Below are 21,390 nucleotides of genomic sequence, written 5' to 3' on the forward strand. Positions count from 1 at the left end.
CCCCCCATTCTTGCAGCCGAACACCGAGGTAGACGTCATGAACCCGAGTACCCTGGATGGCCTGGAGGCCTCCAATACTGCCGATGCGCTCGCAGCAGCGTCGTTTGGCGAAAATGGCCCAGGCATTGTGCTGCGCGATTTCCTGGCGGCGAACTACGCCCGCCTGCACCGCCGATTGCTGCGCAATCTCGGTTGCGCGGACCTGGCCAGCGATTGCCTGCACGACGCCTGGCTGCGGCTGGCGGACACCAGCACCCCGGTATACGTGCAAAACCCGAACGCCTATGTCTACCGGGTGGCGTGCAACGTGGCGATGGACCAGCTGCGCGGCAAGCGGTCGTCGCAGTACGACGACGAGGCGGCGGTCGAACACTTGACGGATCCGGCCCCCGGTCCGGACCTGATTGCGCTGGCCCGCTCGGACCTGGCCGCGGTCGAGCGCGCGATGCAGCGCATGCCGTACCGACACCGTTCTGTGCTGCTCGCCCTGAGAATAGAAGAAAAAACGCGCCAGGAGGTGGCAGACGAGTATCAGGTTTCCCTGACCAATGTCGATACGATGCTGCGCCAGGCCCTGGATCATTGCGCCCGTGAAACCGGACAGCCCGTGCTCGGGGGCATCAGCCAGCCCCGGCGGGGTTTCTCGCGCCACTGGCAGACCAAGGTGCTCGCCGCCGAGTCCACTGCGCTGGCGTGGCAACTCCCAGCTACCGACCTGTTCCGTTTTGTTCAACAAATCAAGCCCGTTGGCGAAATCCCTCGCATGACGCGGCTTGATCACCGCCAGAGGAGCAGCGGCAATAGCCAGTAACGCAGCGGCTTCAAAGGTGTTATCACAATGGTTCTGTCGCCTTGTTGATCGGTGGGTGAAATTTTCCCGGCATGGCACTTGAGCTCTCACACTGGACGGACCTGGCCTGCCAGCGCACAAAGTGGTCGGCGAACGACGTCATCACTGTGCGAACCATTGCGAACCGACCTTCGCCGATCATGTGCATGAGTTTCACGCAAGCAACTATGCGCTTCCAGCGTTAACAAGCAGGCGCTCTGCTGCTGCTTCGGTCAGCTATGCCATCCTTCGCCGGCAGCGATAGCCAGGGAAAGCCTGCTTTTGCTAGGTCGCGGCAGGAGTCTCTGCAGGGCAGGGGAGATAGACAGGCCAGGCCAGATCTCGTTGGTGGATCAGGCAGTTACGAGATCGCACGCCAAGCGCCTGGCAGCATACCCAGGCCGCAACACGATCCATCGGTTTTTCATCGTCCGAGAACCATGGATCAGAAGAGTCTAAGCTACGGGTGGCGATTCAACTGGGCGAATCTCAAACTGGCCCGCCAGACCTACAACGCGCGCCCGGGACGGTATACAGCAAACCACCTCTGCGTGCAGGTGTCGATGGCTGGTACCGGTGGCGCCGAAGCAGGCGCTGCAGCCGATCCCGTCGGCGGCTTACTTCCTGGCGCGGTGGCGCGAGATATTCAAGACTTGATCCTGCCGAGGGGCACGCTTGCTGCGACAGGGCGCGCATGCCAAGCGTTTGTGCGGCGTGAGCCGGTCTCAGGCTGTGTATGGGAGGGAGGCAAGAATGGCTGCCGAACGATTGAACGATTGAACGGATAGAACGCAAAACGGCGGTACGCCATTGCAGGCATACCGCCGGCCTCATGCCAAACTGCCGCGATGGCGGTCAGGCATTGCGGCGCACAGCTAGTTTAAGGGATGATGGGCGCATTTTTCGGGTCCACGGCCAGCACGGTGGTGCCTGCCACGACGCCCTTGCTGTCCAGCCATTGCACCGCGCCCAGATAGCGTTTGCCGGCGTCGAGACCGGACCAGCTCAGGCCCACGGTCGCTTTGCCTGCGGCATAGACCTGGCCCGGAGCGCCCGCTTTCAGGTTGCCGCCGACGTCGCCGCGCTTGACGATGGCCTGGGACAGGGAAAGGTTCGTGGAGACGCCATTGGCAATTTTGTAGCCAACCAGGCAAACGTTGTAGCTGCCCGGCGCTGGATTGCTGATCGTCAGGCTTTCATTGCTGCTCGATCTACCGCTGTAACCTTGGCGTACGCCATTGCTGTCCAGAATGAGCATGTCGATGTCATCGCCTTTGCCGGTGCCAGTATCGCGGTCAAACGTTTCAAAGCGTACCGCGGCCGTACCGGTGCTGACGACAAACGGCACCAGCAAGGTACCTGCGCTTTTGGCGACGCATGCCTCTACATTGCTGACTACGGTCGCCAAGTCGGCCTGAATTCCCTGGGTGAGCGTCAGCGGAATGCGTTTGACTTCGCTGAACCCGGCAATGGCTGCCGTCATGGGGCCGCTGATGGCGCTGGTCACGCCCAGCAGGCGCGTAGCCGCGGGTTTGTCCGAGCTGATCAAGGGCGGCACTTCCAGCAACTGTGAGCGTGCCACCAAGGGGCTGCGTACCTTGTGTTGGCCATCGCTCCATTCCAGTGCGCCGAATTGCCAGGTATTGGTTGGCGTGCTGGTACGCGTCAGGGTCACGTCGAAGGACTTGCTTTCGCCAGGCTGAAGGCTCAGGCTGGCCGGTACTATGAGCACATCGTAGCCGTTCAGCGACGCGCTGGCGACATACGTTGCCGCAGCGGTAGCCACATTGGTTACCGTGCGCTTGACAGTTTGCCGAATGTACACATTGCTCACGGAAATCGACGGCAGGTTCAGGTTCAGGCCTGCCTTGTCGACTGCTGTGCAACCCTTGCCGATACCCATTTCACAGACATATTTCTGGTAGTCGGCTGGCGTTATGTCGTATACCAGACCAGGATCGGACGCCAGGTTTGGAACGACGTGACCTGCGCCTTGGCCGAAAGGCAGGATGCCGCGCGCATCGCGCTCCTGGATATCGGCATGCGTGGCGCTGGCCGTGGTTATCAGCGCCGATTTGATGGCGGCAGGGGACCAGCTAGGGTATTGCTGGCGCAGCAGGGCGGCCAGACCGGCCACATGGGGACTGGACATGGAGGTGCCTTGCAAGAATTGCCAGCTGGCTGGCGGTACGATGGTGCCGGCAACGATGGACGCATGCTCGGCTTTCGTCATGCCTGGCGTGTAGCCCGCCAGTACATTGACGCCCGGAGCGGTGAGATCGGGCTTGAGCACATTACCGTCGTACCTGTTGGGTCCGCGCGAGGAAAAATCGGCGACGACGGGGGAGGCCGACGGGTTTTTGCCGAAGCTGGCCGCCGAGAGGGCGGCAGCCGCGTTGGCGGTGCCGGCATAAGTACGGATCAGTGCGCCGTCCGCAGCAGTCACGTGCACCGTAGGGACGGCGTGTATTTCCGCGACCAAGCCGGCACCATTGTCAACCATCACCATGCCCACGCCGCCGGCTTCCCGAACGGCATAACTCTTGTCCACGCGGGCATTCGCCCCGCGTGCGCATACGACAACCTTGCCTGCCGCCTTGGCCGGATCGAGCAGGGCTACCCCGGCATTTTCCGTGCTGCTGTAGCAACGCGCCAGCTTGACGGCGTCGGCACCGGCCAGGCCTGCATCTTCCGCGCGGATCAGCGTTTTCTGGGGCAGTGCGGCGACATTGCCTGAGGCACCCTGATATTGTTTGCCATCGGCCAATAGCACACTGGCCGTGCCCGGACCCCGATCATGCGTCGATGCCGCCACCGTGATCAACCATGGGCTGACATGCGCGACTTCGTTGGACGGCCCACTGTTGCCGCCCGAAGCGGCAACAAACACGCCTGCGCTGACCGCACGCAAGAAGGCCAGCTCCACAACGTCATCGATTTTTTCGCCACCGCTGATCGAGAAGTTAAGTACATTCACGCCGTCGATGATGGCTTGCTCGACTGCAGCCACAGAGTCGGCTCCATAGCATGTATTTTTGCCTGCAACAGCTGCCGTTGGATACGTCCAGCATACCTTGTAGGTGGATATCCGCGCGCGCGGCGCCATGCCCGAGATATTGATAAGGCCGCTGCCCGCCAGGCTATTGCCAGCCGCAGTAGTGGCGGTATGAGTGCCGTGGCCCCCTTTGCCAACGGGGTCACCCAGCGAATCCCGGGGTGAGCGGAAGTCACTCCAGTGCATGACAGGGTAGTTCGCCCTGAAGGTACTGTCGAAATAGCGTGCACCTATCAGTTTATTATTGCAGTGGTCGGCTGTAAATCCGTCTCCCGTCTGGCATATGCCTTTCCAGCTGGCTGGCGGCGCGCCGTAGGCGAGCGTAGCGCCTGGGTCAAAGGTCGGTGCGCCACTGGCGTCGATGCGGTCGGCAAAGGCAGGATTTTCCGGCCAGACGCCGCTATCGATAATGCCAACCACGATGTCCTCGCCCGCGTGCGCGCGCCCGCCCAGCTTGCTCCATAAACCATCGGGTTGGTCCAGCCCCAGGAAGGTGGGTGTGCTAACCGTTTGCGCCGCTTGTGCCACATCGGCCTTGATGCTGGCGACATCGTCGCTGGCTTTCAATTGCAGCACTTCGCTATCCGTCAGCATGGCGGCAAAGCCGTTCAGCACGGCCACGTATTGATGTTGGACAGGCGCGTCGGCCACGATGGCTAGAACGGCCTGGAGTTTTCCTTCCAAGTAACTGGCATATTGCTGGGCATTGCTGCTGTTGATATCCAGGCGCTCGCCGGGAGCGGGCTTGGTGGCGGCTAAGCCATCGATGCCACCGGTATAGGTGGCCAGTGGTTCCGCTTTCAATTGCACGATGTATGAGCGACGTACGTCATCTCCGTCAGAAGGGGCGGCGTTGACGCTGGATATGCTGCAAAGCAGCACGGCGATGGCAAGGCAGATAGGGCGTAATTGCATGGTTTATCCTCGGTGTATGGATTGAATCAGGCGCGGCGACGTGCGACGGCAGCGATGCCTGCCAGGCCCAGCAAGAGCATCGTGTAGGTCGATGCTTCCGGTACGGCGCTGATGCTGAAGTTAAGATTGTCGAGGGCAAACTGTCCCTGATTGTTGCCAAGGCCGTTGCACGCGCCGCTTGAATCGCAACTGAGGGTAAACATTTGCATGCCACTGAAGCTGAGTGCGCTCATGGCGCTATTGAAACTGTATTGCTTAAAAGATAGCCCATTCTTGCCGGGGCCGGCCAGGTCGAACGTTTGCGACAGAGACAGGCCATTGCCATAGAAACCCTGCACGACCAGGCGCCCGGCCAGCACAGGAAGACTGCCGCCGCTGCCAATAAAGCTGGCGTCGAAGTTCTGTACCTTGAATGTACTGCCGCCTTGTAAGCCATGAATGCCGAGTATGCCGTCGTTCAAACTGCCATAGTAATTACCGGCGTTGCCCGCAGGGCAGCTGAGAGCGCTGCAAAACCCGCTGTCGCTGCCGTCGATGACGGCGCCTACCAGCGCTCCACTGGCGCCATTGAAGTCAGAACCGCTGAGCCGCAAGCCACGCTGTTCGATGCTGCTGCCGCTGAAAATCAGGTCATTGCCGAGTCCTTCGAAATCAATTACATCGGCGTGTACGACGGGGGCCAGGGTAGTAAGCGAGCAAAACACGGCGACGGCCAGACTTTTGTAAAGTGGGGAGCCGGCATCGATGTCAGGCAAAGTAAATCGGTAGGCAGAGTGATTCATGTTCATCCCTATGGTGATAGTTTTTGATGGTTAGCGCGCGCCGGATGGGTGCGAATAACATGTCGTCCAGCAAATGTTGGACTTGGTAAACTATATCCATAATGATATTTAAGTGTGTTTTTTTTAATGGTTGGTGCGAAAAAGAAAACACGTCATTACTTTCATGTTAGCAATTATCATTCTTGCAGTAACTAATAGTAGATAAAAAATAAATGTAAGTTGTAGAAAAAAAACGACATTTTTTTTGCGTTCGGGTATTTCGTACAAGATGTGTGCGACAAGGCACGATAGATGGCGCGGGAGTCGTGGCGAAAACCAGGTATTTCGAGGAGTGGCGGGATTTTTTTTGCATTCTAAGGCTATTTAATTACTAAAAAGTCAAATTTATTTTTGAATAATTTTTCAACACTAATTTGAAAATCATGGCAAATGGGGAAATAAAATTTCAAATTCATCATCATATTTTGACTAATAGTTGTATTCTCATGTTTGAAAGAGTCCGCCGTGATATCCCCCGGCAGGTTGTGGTCAAGCCCACCTGTTTGCGCTGGCAAAGGCCTGTGATCTGGTTTGATGTGTGCGGGGGAGGGGACGCATCCCTGTCAGTGGGGGCCATGGCTGCGTTGGGCACGCTGAATGGGCGCTTCGGACGCCGTGCCCCCGCGATATGCAGGCCAGGTCTGGTGTCGGGTAAGGTTGTCCGCGAACGCAGGCCACGGTATGGAGCGCAGCTTGGAGTCGCGCGTCGGTCTGCATGGATTGATCAGTGCCTGGCGAAGGGGGCAACTGGAGGGGCAGCCTTGCATGGTTGTAATGCCAGCAGCCAGGCAGGCAGAAGCTGCTCAGCGGACCGTACACGATTTCCCCGTCGATGCCCAGCTTGCCACGCGCTGCGACTCATCGATCCGCACGATGAGCGGCAGCCGGAGGCTGCGCTGCCATAGTTGAACTGTAGCGGGCCGCCGCGGTGCTGGCAATTGGCGGGCGTGCCGTAGCGGGCGGGGGGCGAAACTGGCGATGCCGGTCATATCGGCATGCTCGCGCGAGCGCGGCCCACTGCATGAGCACAAGGTCAAAAGTGCAAGAATTCTCTACGAAATCAAATGCTTAGATTAAAGCCGACACGTGAGGTGATCGGCTTTTTTGTGCCTGTGTAATTAGCCTGTGTAGTTTATTTTGGGCCTTGCACCAGCGCCGAGAGTTTACTCGAGCGCATGGAAAACATTCGGCAAGCTTAGCCGACGTCAAATCAGGTCGGCATACGCCCATTTCCTTCAAACGCTTGTGCCTTGACGCTTAGGGATCGCAAGGTCGGCGACGATCTGCCCAAAAGTCATGCCAATCCCTGTAGTCTTTTCCATGGGCGCAAGTTGCCTGGATCGCCTTTGGTGAAATCATCTTGGTTCAGATCGAACGACCATGAGGCAGGATCGGCAGCGGTTGGCCGATGGCGATATTGTCACAGGTCCGACGTTGCGTTCCCATCGGGAATGACTAATACAAAATCGTAGCCCTGAATCATGCCTTGGACACTGCTGTTTCCATTCGCCAGGGTGTTAGCCGAGCCTAACAAGGGGCGCACGTCGAACAATGACCATTCCTTATGCCCATTCGCCGCGGCAAAGAAGGGCAATACGCCAGCCATGGAGGACTTGGTATCGATTTTTTCGATTTCTGTTATGGCCGACGCGCGCCCAATGCCAGCAAATTGCGCCTGCTGGCCTTTGGATGCCAGCACCAACACATGCAGCGATTTTTGTCCGCGGCCTTCCGCATATTCAGCCAAATAATTGCCGATCTCCCGGCTGCCCGCAGCAAGCGAGTTATAACCCCGGAATACATGAACTGCGCCGGCTTTCAGCAACATTCGCTGCGCAGGCGCAAGCGTCAAATGGCTGGCTACAAGCTGCTTCATTAGCCTGGCACGCTGTATATTGGACGAATACCCTTGTCCCGGAGTCATGTTTTTGAGATAAATGCTGCGGCTTTCAAGCAACGAATTTAACATCGTCAAGGCGGGCATTTCCGCAGGTGTCGTGAGCAGCTTCTGTAGCGCGACCAATTCTTCTTCCTTGATTTTCATCATGAAAAGCTCACGCGGGTCGCCGTTCTGCAACGCTCGGCTATAGTAGTCGCTTTCAAGCTTGCGGAAGGCCTCGATTTTTGATTTCGCCAAGGGACTGAGCGGTTGCCCAGCCATTTGGTCGAGCAAATATTTCGAAGCGCCCATGAGTTCCTGATCCATTCCTACTAATTGGAACGATGGCCCAGCAGCTTTAGCGATACGGGCCAAGAATTGCGCCTCAGCTTGCCATTTGTAAAAAGCAGTAGCGACCGGATATGCCGTATTAAATGCTGCTATGCCAGCAACGCCAGTATCGGACTTCAATGTCTTTGCCAAAGCATCAGCAACGGCCGGCCCATTTTCGATAATCAGCGTCGTAAATCCCCGACTGGCCAATGCATCAAAATACGCCGCCGAAAAATGCGCAATTTCTGCGACGCCATGGTCCTCACCGATGAGTACGAATTGGCTGTCCAGACCGGCGTCCATCAATGTTGCCGCGCCAGAACCCACCATCTTTCCATGATCGATTGCGATCGTCGTGCGAACGGCAGCCAAGCGCTCTGGCAAAGATAGTGGCTTATCCGCCGACAATACAGGCATGGCCAAGCTGGCCAACATGATAAACATAATCATGGAATGAGGTTTTCGCATTATTTTTCGCATAAATTGTGTTCTGGTCGGCGATTTCAGTCGCGGTGTATTTGGAAGCACGATGTAAAGCCGCCAGCGCAGGAAGTCCTGTTTGTCTGGTAAGCAATCGCGATCGGGCTCAATCAGTATGCCATGTGAAATGAGGGTAGGCTGGCCTTGAAGGATGCTTCCTTTTATAAATTTTATGTATTGGCGGGAAGGAGAAATGCGGCAATCCTACGATAAATCAGGTGACGCCACAACTATCCTGACACAGGAGGGTATTAATAATTTTATGTAAATGGTCATGCGCGGGACACGGCCGCGATCAAGGAGACATAATGGCCGTAGCAAAGCGCAACAAGCGGGCCCGGCCCGGCCTTGAACTGCTCGAACTGGATGACAGCCTGCTGGCCAGCCAGCAGAAAGCCGAGGACCTGATCGGTGAAAACGGCCTGCTCAGGCCGCTTGTCAAAGATGCTGGTGGAGCGTGTCCTGGAGGTCGAAATGACTGGCCACCTGGGCCTCGACACGAGCGGCGAGCTGAGCAACGGCATCGCCATCCCATGGCCGAGCCGAGCGCGCCGGTACGCGCCTGCTGGCCGGAACGGCGCTGCATGGCCTGTCCATCATTTTTCGCGCTGGGTTCAAGTACAGGAAGGCCGGAATCATGCTGATGGACCTGCAGCCGGAGACGCGGCGCCAAAGCGTCCTGTTTGATGCGGGCCGATGGTGCACGGTCGGTACGCGCCATGGCCGCGAACGGTAGCAGTGTATCCATCCTGCCGTTGGGGCAAGTCGGGCGCTGCGCGACGGTGTCAGACAGCCAGCGTGCTGGATCGAGTCCGTTGAGCTTGGCAATGGCAAACAGGCTCTGGATCGTGGCGCACGGCGGCCCGACCGCTCGGCGTCCACCACCAAGCAGTTTCTCTTGCCGATGGCGATGGGGCGTATTGCGCTCTCGACCGGGTTGTTGTCGATGGGCAGGCTGTCCGAACTGGCGTAGTGCTGCAGCGCCGGCCGGTGCTCGAGGACATGCTCGATGGCCTGGCCGTGCGGCTGCCGGCGGCGCCAGCCGTGGCGGTACCGTTCGCCAGCGTGCCGATTGCCGTTTTAGCCAGTATTTACTTGAACATACAGGCGCCTTGTTGCACAATCAGCCATTTTCCTGGTGAGAGATGCACGATGAGTGACTTGAAAGCGGCCGGCGCCCTGACGATGGCAGGTGTGACGGCCAGCGAGATCGAGGGCGATAAAACGCCGCAGCGGGCCAGTGCCGCGCCCCTTGCGAACTGCGCCAACTGCCAGGCGCCGCTGGGCGGCGCGTTTTGCCAGGCCTGCGGCCAGTCGGCCCACATCCACCATTCGCTGCTGCACCTGGCCGAAGAAGTCGTGCACGGCATCCTGCACTTCGACGCCAAGGCCTGGAAGACGCTCCCGCTGCTGGTGGCCTTTCCGGGCCGCCTGACGCGCCGCTACATCGACGGCCAGCGCAAGAACTATGTGTCGCCGCTAGCGCTGTTCCTGTTCATGGTCTTCCTGACCTTCTTCGTCACCTCGTTCGGCAACGGCCAGCTTCTCGGCCGCGATGCCAATATCGCCTCGCTGACCAACCACGCCGCGTCTGCCAAGCTCCGGGTCGAGCGCAATGAGCGGGCGCTGGATGAGGCCCGCAAGGCCAATACCGGGGTCGCTGGTGTCGAAAAAGCGTTGGCCGTTTCGCGCAAGCTGCAACACGAAGCCGAGCAACGCCTGCTGTACGTCGTATCGCCAGAAAAGGCGAACGGCGAGGAGGCGATTGCACTGAGAGAACCCGGCTGGTTCGACAAGACTGTCTCCAAGATCGCGTCCAGCCCGCCCAATCCCAACGCCAATTTTCCGGAGTTGGAAAAAACCTTTCGTCATGCCGCCGAAAATCCCGAGTTGGCGTTTTACAAGCTCAAAAACACGATCTACAAGTTCTCGTTCCTGCTGATCCCGATCTCGCTGCCCTTCATGTGGCTGATGTTTTTCTGGAAACGCGACGTGACCATGTACGAGCATGCGGTGTTCGTGCTGTACTCGCTGTGCTTCATGTCCCTGCTGTTTACCGTGTTGATACCGCTATCGATACTCAACCAGGGCTGGCTGATCGGATTGCTCGTGTGCCTGGCGCCGCCCCTGCACATGTTTCTGCAGCTACGCGGCACCTATAACCTGGGCAAATGGGGCGCGCTGTGGCGCACTTGCATGCTGCTGCTGGTAGCCAACATCGTGTTTTGCGTGTTCATCGTGCTGGTGTTGATGAAGAGCCTGCACTAGAGTCGCAAAGTGGGGCCATGAAGTGGTCGGGACCCATCTGTTTGGGTATCTGCCACTCAGCCGTGGCGTACGGGCACTCTAGAATTGATGAAGTTCTACATTTTGGCCACCGTCCAATATTACGAAGCAGCTTGCGGGCCGTCGGAAGCATCGATTTTCTGGCGTGATGCGGACCTGCCTGCGCCGTGCAGGAAGGCGCGGTCTGCGAAGTCTGAAATAAGGGGGCGGCGCGGTTGGCAATGCCAACCGCGCCGCCAGCTATTAATGCGACAACACCGAATCGCGCGATCTGTGTCCGAGGTAAGGCAGCAAGCTGATGAGGCCAAGCACGGCCAGTGCGACACCGACCCACAGTGGGGAGCGCAAGCCGTAGCCGGCGGCGATGCCGAGGCCGCCGAGCCACGAGCCGGCGCCCAGGCCGATGTTGATGACGGAGGTATGCACGGTGTTGACCAGCGGGCCTGGATGGACGGTTTTCATCACGCGGGCGATGATGGCGGGATTCATCGACATCCCGACCAGGCCTGTGACGACCAGCAAGGCGACGCTGATGGTCTTGTCGTGCGCAAAGACCGCGAATAGCGCCAGGCTGATGCTCAGGATGACCATGCCCCAGACCATGATGATGGTGGTATAGCGGTCCGCATAACGGCCGACTACGGCATTGCCCACCACGTTGGCGACGCCGTAGATGCCCAGCAGCCAGGGGATGGCGGACGCGGGAAAGCCGGTAATTTCCGTCAGGATGGTGGCGAAGTAGCTGAAGGCCGCGAAGATCGCGCCAATGATGAGGCCGCTGCTGGCATATGCTGCCCACAGGTGGCGGTTCCTGAATTCCCCCAGTTCATTGCCGAGGCTCACGACTTCAGATGGCTTGGTGCGCGGTACCAGCACGGCGATGAGCACCAGGCACAATACCGCCAGCAGTACCACCAGCCAGAAGCTGGCGCGCCATCCCAGGTGCTGGTCGATGAGCGTGGCGACTGGCACCCCCAGCACGGACGCCAGCATGAGGCCGCCGATCACGACGGCGGCGGCGCGCCCGCGCGCGTTGGCGCTGACGATGTCGGCGCAGATCGCCAGCGACAGGCCAAAGCAGGTCGAGGCGGCCACGCCCGTGACCACCCGTGCGATGGCCAGGATGTCGTAGCTGGTGGCCGATGCGGCGACGGATTGGGCAAGGGCATAAAAGCCCAGCAGCCATAGCAGCCCCTTTTTATTCGGCACGCGCAGCTTGAGCAGGGCAATGGTGCTCAGCGGCCCGCCGATGACCATGCCCATGGCGTAGAGCGAAATCAGATAGCCGATCCGTGTCACCGGTTCGTCCATGGCCAGGGCCAGCGAGGGCATCATGCCAGCTACCATGAATTCGGATGTCGTCAACGAGAAGATCGTCAACCCCAGAATGTATACAACCAACGGCATAGCAATATCCTTCGAGAGTAAAGACTAAAACACTTGCCAGGCGTGGCGCGCGCCCTGGCCGCATGCGACCGGGGCGAGCGCCACGTGCTGGTCAGGTGTCGCAAGACGTAAAAACGCTGTCCGGAATGTCGCCGACAAACAGGTTGGGAAAGTCGCGTACCGACAGGTGCTGCGGGTCGTTGCCGGTGACCATGCGCAGCAGGCGGTTGCCTCCGGCCTCCAGGTAGAAGACCGATGAGGCCTTGCCCGCCCGCTCGACTACCCAGGCGTCCGCCTCCTGGCCCAGCACGGTGTGGCGGCCATCGTGACGCGCCGCGCCGTCAAGCAGGATCGCTTGCGGCAGGAACAGGCCATGGAACGGCGTCACCTCATCGGCCAGCGCCGTGCCGTGCAGCTGTTCGCCAGCGGCTTCGGCTTGCCTTGTGTATGCCACTTTCTGCTTGCGGCTTTTTTCACGCCTGGCGTCGCCGATTTCCGACATCCACAGCAGGTGTCCATGTTCCTTTTCCGACCAGGGGTTGAACAGGCCATCGATGCGGCAGATGTTGCGCGCATAGTCGAACCAGCAATAGCCGGACGTGACCTGGTCGTCTTCCTGCATCGGCGTCCAGTAGGATATATAAGCGCTACTCCATTGCATCGGCAGCAGCGGCGGGGCGAGGTGGGTTGGCATGGCGACTCCCTAGCGGCCCAGCGCGTAGCCGAGGCTGGCCATCAGCGCTTCTTGTAGCGACGGCAAGTCCTTGCGGCGGGCGTCGAAGCTGGCGGTCAGCTCTGCATTGCTCAGTCCGATACGCTGGCCCACGCTTTCAAACCACAGGCGGCTGCTGTTGGCGTGCTCCTTGAACAGTTGCACCAAGGGCACTGCACGGGCGTTGAAGCTGTCCAGGGCAGCCGCCGCGTCGGCTTCGGTATCGAGGGTTTTGACCAGCAGCAGTGCCGCCACCACCGCCATGGTGGTGCCATGGCCGATGGAAAAATGCCCCGATTGCAGCGCATCGCCGAGCAGGACGAACTTGCCGTCGCGGGCCCGGTCGTGGCTGAGGGTCATGAAGTTGCGCCAGCCCTGGCTCGGTTGGCTGAGCAGCCCGTGCTCACCCAGTTCGGCCTCGAAGGTTTTGGCGATATACGCGGCGGCGTCGCGCTCGGAAAGCGCCTCCAGCTGCGCCCTGGCGTACGTTTCTTCACTGCATTCGACGATAAAGGTGCTCATCGTGTCCGAGTATTTATAGGCATGGCCGATGAAAATGCCTTGGTCATTGCTGCGGAACACCAGGTTCATCTGGTCGAACAGCTGGGTGGTGCCGTACCAGATGTATTTGTTGCGGCCGAAATCGATGTGCGGCGCCAGCGCTGGCGGCAAATCCAGCGATTTGTAATTGACGCCATTCGAGACCACCACCAGGTCGTATTCGGCTTCCAGCTGCGCCTTGGCCGCCGGCGGTGTTTCATAGCGGATCGTGATGCCGGCTGCCACGCACTTGGCGCGCAGCGCCTGCACCAGGGCCTGCCGTCCGACGCCGCACAGGGTGACGCCGGTGCTCATCAGGTTGGGCTGGTCGTGATGCACGAGCTTGAATTCTTCGAGGAACTGCGGATTGAGCCGTTCCGGTTGCTCCAGGTAAGAGAGCGGATTGGCGGGATGGCGCGGCGGCCGTCCCGGCAGCACCACACCCCAGCCCAGCACTTCTTCCTGGGTGTTTTTTTCCGTAATGCGGATATTCCAGCCGGGCTGGGCCTGTTTCATCTGGCTGGCGAAGAGCAGTCCTGCGGGGCCGGCGCCGATAACGAGAATGTTCATTAGTTTACCCTCCCAAGTTTGTACCAAACGTTTTGCTTTTTCTGGATTTGCTGCAATTCATCGTAAGGTATCGATGTAAAGAACAATTTATCCGCCATGTCGGGTGGATAAATACGGGGGAATTTCTGGTGCATGTAGCGGTTGTAGCGCGTCTGCAGGAAGAAAATCAGGTTGGGGTTGCTCAGCGCCTCGTAGTTGGCGATCGCCATATCCTGCATGGCGTCCGCCTGTACCTTGCGCAGGTGCGTGAACTCGGACAGGGTGGGGGCCAGGGCATTGCCGTGCTTTTCCAGCAAGGTGGCGAAGATATGCGTGTCCTCCAGCGCCATGTTCATGCCCTGTCCGAGGAAGGGAGCGGTGGCGTGCGCCGCATCGCCGATCAGCAAGACATTGCCCTTGTAATGGAAGGTGCTCGAGCGGACATTGATGAGGTCGTTGCTGGGCAGGGCGATAAACTGGTCCACCATCTCTTGCCGGCTGGCCGCCGGCAGCTTGTCGTAATAGCGGTCGAAGAAGGCCGCCATGGTTTCCCGGTTCAGCGTGTTCAGGCTGGGCGTGCCGGAGTAGGGCAGGCAAATGACGAAGCTGACGCTGCCATCCGGGATGGTGGCGGCGCGGCCGGCAAACTGGCCCTTGGACGCCATGCCGAAGAAATACAGCAAATCTTTCCTGAAACCCAGGCCCTCCGCATTCGGCAACACGAGGGTCTTGTAGCCATGGCGGAAGAAGCTTTGCTTGAATTCAAAGCGCCGCATGCCGCTTTGCATGGCGCGACGCACGGCGGAATGGGCGCCGTCGGCACCGATGATCAGGTCGCCATGCAGGTGCTGCAGGGCGCCGTCCGGGCCCTGGACCAGCACGACTTTTCTTTCCAGGTCGACATCCAGGCATTTATGCTCGAAGTAGTATTTCACTTCGTGCCTGGCGGCGTAGGTGTTCAACAGGCGCTGGAATGCGGACCTGTCCAGCGACAGCGGAAACAAGCCTTCGCGCTGGGGCAGTTCGCGCACCTTGAATGTGCGGCCGACGGAAAACGCCATGCCCAGGATGCGTTCGCCGCACAGCTCGAGCTCCTGCCGGCTGATGCCGGCCGCCAGCACCGCCTTGACGCCGCGCACGGTCATGGTGACGCCGATGGCGCGCGAGTTGACCGGATCGGCGTTGGCGGACGCTTTCTGCAGCGGATCGCCGCGTTTTTCGACGACGTGGACATCGTGTCCCCGTTGCGCCAGATAAATGGCGCTGAGGCTACCTGCCAGGCCTCCGCCGACGATAATGATTTTATGCATTTCAGGCCTCTCTTGACATCTTTCCCCGAGATAAATCGGTAAGTTGCTGATTAAAAAACTCCAACATTTCTATCGGCGCCATGCCGATGACATCGCTTTCCAGGCTGCGGGCGTACTGCGCCAGCGCCAGGCACTTTTGCGCCAGCATGTCGCAGCCCAGGCTGTAGTCGCTGCTGACCCGGCTGCTGACGGCCTCGGGTACGGGCGGTCCTGCTTGGCGGCCGGGCAGGCCGGACGGCATGTTCATCAGTGCCGCCGACAGCGGACGCAACAGGCCGGTCATGATGTCGATGGACGCATTCATCAGGCGCGAGCGGCGCAGGCTGCCCAGCGGCTGCTGCGCAAAATGGTGCGCCATCATCAGGAAGGTCAGTTCGTAGCAGCCTTGGTACAGCTGCATCAGCGCGCGCGCCTTTTGATCGGTCACCACGGTGCAGTCCGCGCGCGCTTCCAGCACGGGATTCTTCAGCGCCGGCAGCGCCGGTTCGAACGGCTTGTCGCGGGACGAAAACTTGCCGGCGATGGCGCGCAGCCGCTGGAAGTGCGAAGAGGCGAAATGCGGCGAATCGACGGCCACGCCTTCCCCCTGTTCGGTGACGAAGTCGATGGCGAACAGCGCGCTGTCGCGGTCCGATACTTCCAGCTGGTAGCCGGGATAGGCGCGGTTGGTCAGTTCTTTCAGGAACAGGTGGTGTTCGCCGCCGCGCTTGCCGCCGCCGCTCTCGAACAGTCCGGGCAGCTCGGCCACGGCCTGGCGGATCGCGATATAGAAGGTGGCAATCGATTTGCCCGGCGTGGGAATGTAGTCGGGCCATTCGAACCGCACGAAGCGGGCCAGCACGTGCTCGGAAAATGGCTCGAACGCAAATTCCGTGTCCAGGCCGAAACGCCGGCGCGCCTGCTGGCCTAGCACCGGGGTGCCGCTGTAGAACGGTTCGCCAAGCGCCATCAGCACATTGTTCACCAATAAGTAGTGAATCATTTCTTCATGGGCGATTTCCAGCAGCGCGCCGCGCGTACCGCTGTTGCGGCGCCGGTCTTCGGCACCGCAAGCCAGCTCCAGCTCGGCCGGTTGCCAGCGACCGGACTGCACCAGCGCTTCCCCCTGCGCATAGTTGGGAATGGAATAGGCGGCATACAGATACTGCAGCATGAGCGACAGCTCCAGGTCGATGGCTTTTTTCAGCTCTTCGATCAACTCGGCCTTGCAGCCGATGACGTGCGGCACCGCTGGCGCCGGCACCGCCGCCTCGGCCGCCGCCTCGACCTGCGTCAGGTATTTCAGGAACAGGCGCGACTTTGGCAGCGACAGTTCGCGGGTGCTGGGCATGTAATAGCTCTTGTCGCGGTTCTGCGGATCGCACATCTGCCACATCAGGCGCGAATACGTTTCGCACTTGCACTGGTCTGCCAGGCTGAAGACCTTGTCCGACATGAAGGGATACACGAGCTCGTAGTAGCTCATCACATGCCGGTAGAGGAAGGCATAGTCGACCTGTTCCGCCGGTACCTCATCGAGGTGCCAGTCGTCGGGCAGCACGCGCACGCCGAGGTACTGCGTGCCCTTGCCGGTCCCCAGCACGACGCGGGTCGCGCCAGGCCGGCGGCCCGTCAGGGTCAGCGTCGTGTAGCCAAGCCCGAGCGGCGACGGCTGCTGGCGCACGGCCAGCAGCGCGCCATCCTCGGGTTCCGCCGCCAGGGCCGCAGGCGCCGCCAGCTCGCCGCGGAAGCGGCTTTGCAGCATGATCGTCTGCGGAAATTCCTCGTGCTTTTTTCCGTTGGGCGCTTCCAGATACAGCTGGTTGCTGTCCGATTGCAGCACCCAGTCGGCCTCGTCCCACTGTGCCTGCGCGCTGCCCAGGCTGAGCGAACCCGGGGCGGCGCCAGCGTGCTGCAGCGGCACATCGAAGACGCCGTGATGGCGCCAGTGGTCGCGGTACAGCGGCTCGGGAATGCGGGCCAGCAAGGTGCCGGCGTCGTCATGCAGCAGCAGATCGCCGAGCCTCTGCTTGCCGCCCAGCGCATGCGTGGGATGCTGTTCCGAGACGGCGCCCGTGTCGCGCGTGGTGAAGGGAATGGCGGTCGGCATGTTGAACGAGACGCGGTCCGCATGCACCTTCACCAGCACCGGCCCCAGGCTGCCCTGGCGCGGCTGCAGCAGCCGGCCGGCCGGGTAGGTGGCCAGCTCGCCGCGCCGCCACAGGCCGATGCTGCCGGCCAGGTCGTAGAACACGGGCGAATCGGGTTTTTGCGGCGTCGACATATTGAAGAGGGCATACTGCACGGTCAGGCCCAGCACCTCGTCGTCGTCCAGGGCTTGCCGCAAGGCGAGCATGCTGGCCGGCAGCGGCAGATCCGCATTGAACAGAAAATGCGGATCCTGCTTGGCCACGGAAAACTGGAACAGCCTGGAGCGGCCGATTTCCTCGTCGAGGAAATGCCCGCTGCGTTCCGTGATATGCCCGCTGCCGAGCCAGCGCACCGAGTGCGCCTGCGCGATGTCGGCGGTAAACAGCGTGGGCGTGTTGGGCGTGGCCAGCCTGTCGCTCAAGGTGAACTGGCCCGCGTAGATCAGCGTCGTGTCCGGCTGGGCGGGATTGTTGTCGATCCACCTGGCGCGGTTGAACGTCGTGCGCAGGTACTCATTGTAGTGTCCCCACAGGCCCAGCTTGGCGCCCACCAGTGCATCCTGCGTATCGACCTCGCCATCGCGCAACTGGACGCCCGTGATCCGCGCGTTTTCCCACGAGAAATGATTGTTGCCGCAGAAATTGTAGCCCGCCGCCAGGCTGAAGATGCCCTCCGGATCGGGCTTGCCCGCCGCATTGAAGCGGGGGGCAAGCTGTTTCAGGTGCGCATGGAATTCGGCTGGCGGCCGGCTCAGGTCGACCGCTTCGCCCGCCATCGATACCGCATTCGTGGCGATATCGATGTTGCCGTGCGTATTGCGATTCCCGGTCGGCACATTGGCGCGGGCAAAACCCCGAAAATGCAGGCGGGGGAAGTCAAGTAGGCTCATGCGCGCTCGGTCGAGGAAGTGATGAACGTATCGTTGGCGGCTTCTTCTGCCGTCCGCTGATCTAGCCGTTGCAGCAACAGGCCGCTCGCGTGCCGGGCGCTGATCAGGCTGCCTTCCATCCAGCCGCAATGCGCGGTGTAGGCATCCGAGCAGGAGATGATGCCGTCCTGGTGCAGCAGGATGGCCGGGTGCTCGGCCTCCGGCTCCACGCAAAACTCGACGCCATGCGGCCAGAACTTGTGGAAGTGCGCCTTGATCTGCGGCAACGGCTGGCCATCGAGCGGCAGGACTTCCTCCAGGTGGCTGCGGACACGCTCCAGGTACACGTCCTCGCCCAGTTCCAGGCTGTCGCGCCAGTAGGTGGCGCTTTTGCTGTCGGTGTAGAACAGCACATATTTGTTGCTCTTGAAGTAGATCTTGCGCAAGGGATTTGCCGCCATCAGCACCTTGTCCGTCAGCCCCAGCGCGTCCCACCAGGCCGTGTCGAACGTGAGGAAGCCCTTGAACAGGGGCAGCGAGTCGTACTGGAACGGACTCCATGCGGTCGGGAAATCCAGGTTCAGGCGCGGCATGGCGGATGGCGGGATGGCCATCACCAGATGGCGTGTCCGGTGCATCTGCGTGTCGCCATTGTGGCTGAAGGCGAGCACATGGTCGGCGCCGGATTTTTCAACGGACAGCAAGCGATGTTCGAGCTGGAATTCCACCCCGGCGGCCTGGGCCTGGTGCTGCAACTGGCACAGCAATTCGTGGTAGCCGTCGGTGGCATAGTGCCACTGGTTGGCGGCGTTCTCCGTAAAGTGCTGCGTTTCCGGGTGTTTCTTGATGATGTCGTAGGCCATGGCCGCCGACACCATCGGCAGCAGCAGGGCGTCATAGCCGGTCGCCTTGATGATGTGGTTGGCCTTGGCGGCGCCCAGATAATGGCTGACGAAATCAAGGAAGGAGTCGTTCGGATGGTCTTTCAGCATCGGGCTCAGCTCATCCAGCGTTGCCTTCAGTTCTTCCAGCACGCTATCGTGGGAGATGACCTCGGTGAACGGGTAGACCGCATGCGGCAAGCCGCTGCCCTGCATGAGCTGCTGGAAGTGCGGATGCAGCTGTGGCGAGTAGCGGGCGGCGCCGAGTTCGGCGATTTCCTTGCCATCGATCTTACGCGACTGGATGCGGCCGCCGACCGTGGCATTCAGGTCGAATACCCGGATGCGCAGGTTCCTGCTGGCGGCGGCGTCGATCAGGTGGTTGGCGCAAGTCAAGCCTCCGATACCGGCGCCAACGATGCAAATGTCAGAATAAGTGCTCATAAGAAATTCCTTTCTACGTTCATTAATCAAAAGCCGCAAAATTGCTGGCAAAAGTTTTCCCAGCGCGTGTAGGCAAGGAAGGGGGAACGCTGCGTGTCACCGCACTGGGCGGGTGTTATCGGCTGGGGAATGAAGCGCCTGGCGAGAACTGGCGTTGTTTCTGAAATGGTCGATTCTTGGCAGCAGAGTTTCTGTTTCAAATCAAAGATGGCACCGACAGTAGCCCAGGCATCGGGCAGTCAATTTGATAAATATCAATGTAGTTGTCGTTTGGCCTGCGCCGCTTCCTGGCGCGTCGATGCATGCGGGCCGGCGGCGGCGCCCATGTACAGAATCGATACGGCTGCCGGTGGCGCCAGCGTCACGGCGCGCCGGGCGAGGAGGGGAAGCGGATTTGCAGCGGCAGTGCGCCGGGCAGTGCAGGAGTGCTGGGAAGGGGGAATGGGTGCGGGATCTCCAGCCGCTGCCATGCCGTGAGTTCCGCCGTGTGCCGATGGCGACAGGGCCGGCAGCGGGGCGTGTCGCCATCGGCGGTGGCTTGATCTACATCTTGCTTTTTACATTGCTGCTGGCGCGCGGTGCATGCCGGCAGTCGACGGCGCTCGCTTCTTCAGCCATCTTCCGGCCGGGCGATGCCGGTGCCCGTCAAAAAAACCGATGCATGAGAGTCGCACGGTGCGGTGCGCCGATTGCAGGAGCGTTCCATGCGCCGCCGCGCCCGCCCGGCAATGGCGGTCAAGTGCGTTGATCGGCCCGTCGCGCGAGATGCCTGCCTTGCTGAAGGAGGGCGACAAATTGCCAGCTTTTTGTCATGCCGTCGAAAAGCGCTCGTGCCCGCCCTGAAATCGGCAGGCCGGCACGGTAGTCGCCCTGGGTGTCCTGTTTTTAGCGTGCGATCCAGACTCCGCGGATTTCTTGCAGGGCGTTGCAATCGGCATTGTCCGGCGTATAGCGAACCACCACATCCTTTTGTGTGCTGATAGCCGTCAAAAAGAGAGCGTAAATGGGTTTGAAGTCCGGGCTTGTTTGCGCAATTTTTCCCTGGCCACCTCCTTGAAATACCACCCATAACAGGCCGTCGCCCACATACATGTTTCTCGGTGATAGATTGCACTCGGTCACGGCAGCTGCCGGCAAGGGGGCGAGGGTCAATGCCATGCCGGCGGCAAGGACATAAGCCAGCTTGGCGAGAATGTTCTTTGTGTTTTTTTTGTTTGTTGTGAGCTTTTGAATGTTCATCAATGATTTTTGATTGTGTATTGGAGTGGAGCGATTATCGTCGCCAGCTGTGAACTGATTTATTTCCTTTGTGATTTTATCATGCTTATGATGCAAGTATTTCTGGCATGTCTGAACCGGTATTCCTTGTCGTTGCTGTATGAACGGTGCGACATGGCGAGCATGTCTGCATGGTATGACGGTGCAAACAGACTGCTTTGGGCGGGCGTGCAGGAATCTTATCGGCTTGCATGGTGGTCGGGAAATGGCAATCGTGTCTCTGCCCGTGTATTTCAGAAGGCCGTCGCGTCGGCGCGGCGGTTACCGCAAGCCCGGCATGCGGGGGACCTGAAATTTGCGTGCCCGTTTCCCTCCTTTTGACAATTCGCCTGGAATTGTCGCAAGCACTTAATATCAGCAAATATCGAATCAATAATTTTATTTTTTTGAAAAAGTCAATTACAAAAATCAGAAAATATCGGCAGGCGATAGTTTTTTATGCTGCAATGACTGACGCTGCCAGATGCCATGCCGGCTGTCGTTATTTGGGTTGTGAAATGTTAATTTTTCCTGCATACTTTCAATGTGGTGGGAAAAAGACATCACTCTCTTTGCTGGGGCACCTGTCGATATCGTTATGCGATTCTTTGCACATATCTGATGCGGTAGTGCGCCATATTTTCTCAAGATTGTCTGATTTGCGGGCTTGCATGTGGCTGCTGTTTCTGTTTGCCTGATTTGGCAGGCTATTGAT

14 protein-coding genes and 1 pseudogene are annotated in these 21,390 nt (G+C 59.7%); 4 read left to right on the top strand and 11 right to left on the bottom strand.

Annotation, left to right across the window (positions count from 1 at the left end):
• Positions 1 to 37 precede the first annotated feature (37 nt).
• Positions 38 to 811, top strand: a complete 774-nt coding sequence (locus tag YQ44_RS10510; RefSeq protein ID WP_071323331.1) for an RNA polymerase sigma factor — start codon at positions 38 to 40, stop codon at positions 809 to 811.
• Positions 812 to 1,709: 898 nt separating this feature from the next.
• Here the strand turns inward: YQ44_RS10510 and YQ44_RS10515 are convergent.
• From YQ44_RS10515 to YQ44_RS10525, 3 genes are all read right to left on the bottom strand, one after another.
• Positions 1,710 to 4,799, bottom strand: coding sequence for a S8 family serine peptidase (locus tag YQ44_RS10515; protein ID WP_071323332.1), 3,090 nt, complete (start codon positions 4,797 to 4,799; stop codon positions 1,710 to 1,712).
• 26 nt (positions 4,800 to 4,825) lie between these two features.
• The gene (locus tag YQ44_RS29305) at positions 4,826 to 5,581 is read right to left on the bottom strand and encodes an NF038120 family PEP-CTERM protein (protein WP_198043906.1); all 756 of its coding nucleotides are present in this window, start codon (positions 5,579 to 5,581) and stop codon (positions 4,826 to 4,828) included.
• A gap of 1,459 nt (positions 5,582 to 7,040) precedes the next feature.
• Complete coding sequence (locus YQ44_RS10525) at positions 7,041 to 8,282, bottom strand: hypothetical protein (RefSeq protein ID WP_071323334.1); 1,242 nt, start codon at positions 8,280 to 8,282, stop codon at positions 7,041 to 7,043.
• 338 nt (positions 8,283 to 8,620) lie between these two features.
• On the opposite strand from YQ44_RS10525, the pseudogene YQ44_RS29755 reads away from it, so the two are divergent.
• Positions 8,621 to 8,831 (top strand): annotated as a pseudogene (locus YQ44_RS29755) (IS256 family transposase); the annotation flags it as partial.
• Here YQ44_RS29755 and YQ44_RS29525 read toward each other — a convergent pair.
• The gene (locus YQ44_RS29525) at positions 8,751 to 9,323 is read right to left on the bottom strand and encodes an IS66 family transposase (RefSeq protein WP_083412125.1); all 573 of its coding nucleotides are present in this window, start codon (positions 9,321 to 9,323) and stop codon (positions 8,751 to 8,753) included. The pseudogene YQ44_RS29755 and the gene YQ44_RS29525 overlap by 81 nt on opposite strands.
• On the opposite strand from YQ44_RS29525, the gene YQ44_RS10535 reads away from it, so the two are divergent.
• Positions 9,315 to 10,580, top strand: coding sequence for a DUF3667 domain-containing protein (locus YQ44_RS10535; protein ID WP_156894773.1), 1,266 nt, complete (start codon positions 9,315 to 9,317; stop codon positions 10,578 to 10,580). The two genes, YQ44_RS29525 and YQ44_RS10535, sit on opposite strands and share 9 nt — an antisense overlap.
• A 261-nt stretch (positions 10,581 to 10,841) precedes the next feature.
• Here YQ44_RS10535 and YQ44_RS10540 read toward each other — a convergent pair whose 3' ends face one another.
• From YQ44_RS10540 to YQ44_RS10570, 7 genes are all read right to left on the bottom strand, one after another.
• Positions 10,842 to 12,005 carry an MFS transporter gene (locus YQ44_RS10540; RefSeq protein WP_071323336.1) on the bottom strand — a complete coding sequence of 388 codons (1,164 nt, stop codon included), beginning with the start codon at positions 12,003 to 12,005 and terminating at the stop codon, positions 10,842 to 10,844.
• A gap of 91 nt (positions 12,006 to 12,096) precedes the next feature.
• Positions 12,097 to 12,678, bottom strand: a complete 582-nt coding sequence (gene vioE, locus YQ44_RS10545; protein WP_071323337.1) for a violacein biosynthesis enzyme VioE — start codon at positions 12,676 to 12,678, stop codon at positions 12,097 to 12,099.
• Positions 12,679 to 12,687: 9 nt separating this feature from the next.
• Positions 12,688 to 13,806 (bottom strand): tryptophan hydroxylase, encoded by a 1,119-nt coding sequence (locus tag YQ44_RS10550; protein ID WP_071323338.1) that lies wholly within the window; start codon positions 13,804 to 13,806, stop codon positions 12,688 to 12,690.
• Entirely contained in the window at positions 13,806 to 15,095 is a 1,290-nt protein-coding gene (locus YQ44_RS10555; protein ID WP_071323339.1) for an FAD-dependent oxidoreductase, read from the bottom strand. Before YQ44_RS10555 ends, YQ44_RS10550 begins: the two co-directional genes overlap by 1 nt.
• Position 15,096: 1 nt before the next feature.
• A complete protein-coding gene (gene vioB / locus YQ44_RS10560; RefSeq protein WP_071323340.1) occupies positions 15,097 to 18,114 on the bottom strand; it encodes an iminophenyl-pyruvate dimer synthase VioB in 3,018 nt (1,005 codons plus the stop codon).
• Positions 18,111 to 19,418: an FAD-dependent oxidoreductase gene (locus tag YQ44_RS10565; RefSeq protein WP_071323341.1), complete on the bottom strand. Its 1,308-nt coding sequence runs from the start codon at positions 19,416 to 19,418 to the stop codon at positions 18,111 to 18,113. Before YQ44_RS10565 ends, vioB begins: the two co-directional genes overlap by 4 nt.
• 885 nt (positions 19,419 to 20,303) lie before the next feature.
• Positions 20,304 to 20,657 carry a hypothetical protein gene (locus YQ44_RS10570; RefSeq protein WP_156894774.1) on the bottom strand — a complete coding sequence of 118 codons (354 nt, stop codon included), beginning with the start codon at positions 20,655 to 20,657 and terminating at the stop codon, positions 20,304 to 20,306.
• A 230-nt stretch (positions 20,658 to 20,887) separates the two neighbouring features.
• Between YQ44_RS10570 and YQ44_RS28845 the strand changes: the two genes are divergently transcribed.
• Positions 20,888 to 21,373 (top strand): hypothetical protein, encoded by a 486-nt coding sequence (locus YQ44_RS28845; RefSeq protein WP_156894775.1) that lies wholly within the window; start codon positions 20,888 to 20,890, stop codon positions 21,371 to 21,373.
• The last annotated feature ends 17 nt before the right edge of the window (positions 21,374 to 21,390 follow it).

The sequence above is a fragment of the Janthinobacterium sp. 1_2014MBL_MicDiv genome, from assembly GCF_001865675.1.
Taxonomy (GTDB): domain Bacteria; phylum Pseudomonadota; class Gammaproteobacteria; order Burkholderiales; family Burkholderiaceae_D; genus Janthinobacterium.

Bases quoted from the DNA above. Each gene is read 5' to 3' on its own strand.
- YQ44_RS10515 (WP_071323332.1), bottom strand. From the start codon at position 4,799: ATGCAATTACGCCCTATCTGCCTTGCCATCGCCGTGCTGCTTTGCAGC.
- vioB (WP_071323340.1), bottom strand. From the start codon at position 18,114: ATGAGCCTACTTGACTTCCCCCGCCTGCATTTTCGGGGTTTTGCCCGC.
- vioE (WP_071323337.1), bottom strand. From the start codon at position 12,678: ATGCCAACCCACCTCGCCCCGCCGCTGCTGCCGATGCAATGGAGTAGC.
- YQ44_RS10570 (WP_156894774.1), bottom strand. From the start codon at position 20,657: ATGAACATTCAAAAGCTCACAACAAACAAAAAAAACACAAAGAACATT.
- YQ44_RS10565 (WP_071323341.1), bottom strand. From the start codon at position 19,418: ATGAGCACTTATTCTGACATTTGCATCGTTGGCGCCGGTATCGGAGGC.
- YQ44_RS10550 (WP_071323338.1), bottom strand. From the start codon at position 13,806: ATGAACATTCTCGTTATCGGCGCCGGCCCCGCAGGACTGCTCTTCGCC.
- YQ44_RS10535 (WP_156894773.1), top strand. From the start codon at position 9,315: ATGCTCGATGGCCTGGCCGTGCGGCTGCCGGCGGCGCCAGCCGTGGCG.
- YQ44_RS10525 (WP_071323334.1), bottom strand. From the start codon at position 8,282: ATGATTATGTTTATCATGTTGGCCAGCTTGGCCATGCCTGTATTGTCG.
- YQ44_RS29305 (WP_198043906.1), bottom strand. From the start codon at position 5,581: ATGAATCACTCTGCCTACCGATTTACTTTGCCTGACATCGATGCCGGC.
- YQ44_RS10555 (WP_071323339.1), bottom strand. From the start codon at position 15,095: ATGCATAAAATCATTATCGTCGGCGGAGGCCTGGCAGGTAGCCTCAGC.
- YQ44_RS10540 (WP_071323336.1), bottom strand. From the start codon at position 12,005: ATGCCGTTGGTTGTATACATTCTGGGGTTGACGATCTTCTCGTTGACG.
- YQ44_RS28845 (WP_156894775.1), top strand. From the start codon at position 20,888: ATGGTGGTCGGGAAATGGCAATCGTGTCTCTGCCCGTGTATTTCAGAA.
- YQ44_RS10510 (WP_071323331.1), top strand. From the start codon at position 38: ATGAACCCGAGTACCCTGGATGGCCTGGAGGCCTCCAATACTGCCGAT.